The 2,948-nt window shown below is 43.3% G+C and carries 3 protein-coding genes; 1 reads left to right on the plus strand and 2 read right to left on the minus strand.

The genetic code is table 11. The features are described from left to right. Positions 1-236 precede the first annotated feature (236 nt). Complete coding sequence (locus F6K37_RS36745) at positions 237-1,205, minus strand: carbohydrate kinase family protein (RefSeq protein ID WP_008187529.1); 969 nt, start codon at positions 1,203-1,205, stop codon at positions 237-239. 537 nt (positions 1,206-1,742) lie between these two features. Continuing rightward, the gene (locus F6K37_RS36750; protein ID WP_154659867.1) at positions 1,743-1,895 is read right to left on the minus strand and encodes a hypothetical protein; all 153 of its coding nucleotides are present in this window, start codon (positions 1,893-1,895) and stop codon (positions 1,743-1,745) included. Between F6K37_RS36750 and F6K37_RS36755 the strand changes: the two genes are divergently transcribed. Beyond that, positions 1,894-2,523: a hypothetical protein gene (locus tag F6K37_RS36755; protein ID WP_008187526.1), complete on the plus strand. Its 630-nt coding sequence runs from the start codon at positions 1,894-1,896 to the stop codon at positions 2,521-2,523. The two genes, F6K37_RS36750 and F6K37_RS36755, sit on opposite strands and share 2 nt — an antisense overlap. The last annotated feature ends 425 nt before the right edge of the window (positions 2,524-2,948 follow it).

A 2,948-nucleotide genomic window follows, 5' to 3' on the forward strand; every position in this document is an offset into this window, starting at 1 on the left:
TGGGAGTCGGGAGTCGGGAGTAGGGAGTCGGGAGTCGGGAGTCGGGAGTCGGGAGTCGGGAGTCGGGAGTCGGGAGTCGGGTGAAGAGTGTGGCAAGTGTGGAGAGGGTAACTTCAGTGTACAAAAACTAACTATAGCGAGCTTTTATCATAGCTATGAGGTACACATAATTTTTTACCTATTGCCTATTGCCTATTGCCTATTGCCTCTCCTCACCAAAACTTTTTCAGCAAGCCCTAACTAGAGAGAAATGCTTCCACCTCAGCTAATGTAGGTTGAGCTGCGATCGCACCAGGCTTGAGAGTGGTCAGTGCGCCTACTGCACTGGCATAGGTGACAATATCTTTGGCAACGGTTGGATCACTCAGACTCGACCAGTCACGGTGGCATAGTTGATAAATAATGCCACCAGTAAAGCCATCCCCGGCACCGGTTGTATCCTGGACTGCTACATAAAATGCTGGTAATTTACCTTCGTTTCCTCCCAGATAGTAGGCGCAGCCTCGTTCCCCGGCTGTGACTAATACCCCTTTGACTTTATCCAACCGTTGTGCGATCGCTTTTGGATCAGCAGTGCCAAACAGAAACTCTCCCTCCTCATCAGTCAGTTTCAGGAAGTCCGCTTGCTGGATCATGTCTTGAATAATTTCAATGGCAGTATTGGCATCATTCCAAAAGACCGGTCGCCAGTTCACATCTATAAATATAGAGACCTGGTGTTGTTGTGCTAACTTAACTGCTTGGTTAATTGCTGCCTTACTCTCGGGATAAGCTAATTCCAGAGTCCCCAATACTAGAAACTTCGCTTCCTTAAATAGTTCAGTAGGCAAGTGATCGGCTTGAAGTCGTGTATCAGCGAATTCTGTGGTATCGATATCACCAAATCCTGCAAAACTGCGATCGCCTGAGGCATCTCGGACTACATAGACGATCCGTGTGGGAGCTGTACCATGACGCTGTACTCCCGTGCCATCGACACCAACATCCTTTAACAACTCTACCAGTATGTCTCCTGGCTGATCTTGACCAATACAACCGATAAATGCAGTGGGTATACCCAGCTTTACTAAAGCACAAGCAGTATTCGCTGGTGCGCCACCGGGATAGTCTGTCCAAGACTCCACCTGTTCTAGGGGTTTTCCTGGCTGATTAGACAAACGGTCAAACAACATTTCACCAGCACAGATCACCTGGGGACTTGTCATGAGGGTATTCCTTACCTACCAAACGTAATTGAACGGTGATTCGGGTAGTCTATCGCCCATCTTCTCACAAGGAAGTGGCGCGCAAGTATTTCACCCAAACTGACATCAAATTATACTGTAGGTTATTATTATCTCCCGACTAATTAACATAATCGGACTTATTGGTATTTTAAATTATCTATATCCGCAATAGTTTTAAGCAATAGTTTTAACTCTGGTGGGAAGTAGTTCTATTAGTGGAAATGGCAGCAATCAGAGTTATTGGTATTTAATTTTTACCTCTAATTCCCTTTGAAATTCACTTTTTATTGTTTGTGATTTTGTCGATAAAAATAACAGGAAGTTAAAGACTGACTGCAATGGTAAGGTGTGATTCGTTCGTTGGGCAAAGTACGCTATTTGTACTCGTAAATAAAGACGATAAAAATCGATTAATTCAGCGTTTTTATGAACGGAACAGCTAAAAGCGATTGGCCGTAGGCGGGGCACTATACATTACTGGCTTGCAGTGATCATTGATTTTCCTGTCGTCTCTTGTTAACTTTTTGAGGCGACAAAGATAACAAAAGCCATATTTGCCGATGACGATAAAATAGGTATACTTATTAATAAGCGATCGCATTCCCCGTCAATGGTGCGATCGCTAAGTGGAGGATTACTCCAGTTCAATGTCATATTCATTCTAACCATGGAAAATAAGCAATACGTAACTCACTGTCCTTTCTACATTGGAGATATCAAGGCTGATGGTTTCAAGACGGAGTCTGGAGATTACTTGATGTCTCAAACCGGCTCTGCTGAAACCATCGGAGAAGATGAGTCTTACGCCCGGCGTTTTTTGCAGTCAAAAGCCTTCAAAGATATATGGGGCAAGGGTTTTACGCCCGGCACTTTCGAGGTTTTAAACCCCAAGCAGCTGAAGGGTCAGACTCGTATCAAGGGAATTCCCCCGGTCATAGTTGGCCTTTACTGGAACAGCAGGGGGAACAAGGGTAATAAGAGGGCTTTTGCTTTAACTAATGGATTGATTATCGATGCGTTGGAGGAAAGAATCCGTGAAGCTTTTGGTGATACAGCTACGATCAAACAAAGAAACGAAAAACTTTCTGAATACGTGAGTCTCTTAGAAGCTGAGAACACCGATCTAAGAAACAATAGCGAATGCTGGAAGTATATCAACCAGGAACTGAATCAGCAATTAGAAGACCTTTCGGAAGGTATGGCTGAACCAGACCATCTAGAGGCAGAAAATGCTCGCCTGTTGCGAATATTGCGAGAACATGGAATCGATCCATATTCCCCGCAGAACTACATTTAATCAATCGCATCCTACCATTGCACTCCACACCCCGGCAGTCGCTGGGGTTTTTCATTGGTACAGCGATCGCAGTGAGAATCATTTTTCCTTATCATCTTCTGACCCTCGACCAGTAAGAGACGCAGATGATTCAGACGCTCTCAGTTTATCATCACCACCATCGCCCATAAGGGTTTTAACCTTAATGGGACATGATTTTTAAGACTTTAACTCAAGACAATATTTTTTGTTCTAATGGTATTAGAAATGTCCTAATTTTCTAATTAAGCTCAATTTAATATATAGACTTAGAGGAGGTCACAGGGACAGGAACGATCCTCAACTCACATTCACTTTATACTATCTACTTACTGCTTGATGATTTTAAATCTTAACTGTTGATTATAGTATTTTTTATCGTCACCTAAATCAATATGATTATCAGA

Source organism: Moorena sp. SIO4E2 (assembly GCF_010671945.1).
Lineage (GTDB): Bacteria > Cyanobacteriota > Cyanobacteriia > Cyanobacteriales > Coleofasciculaceae > Moorena > Moorena producens.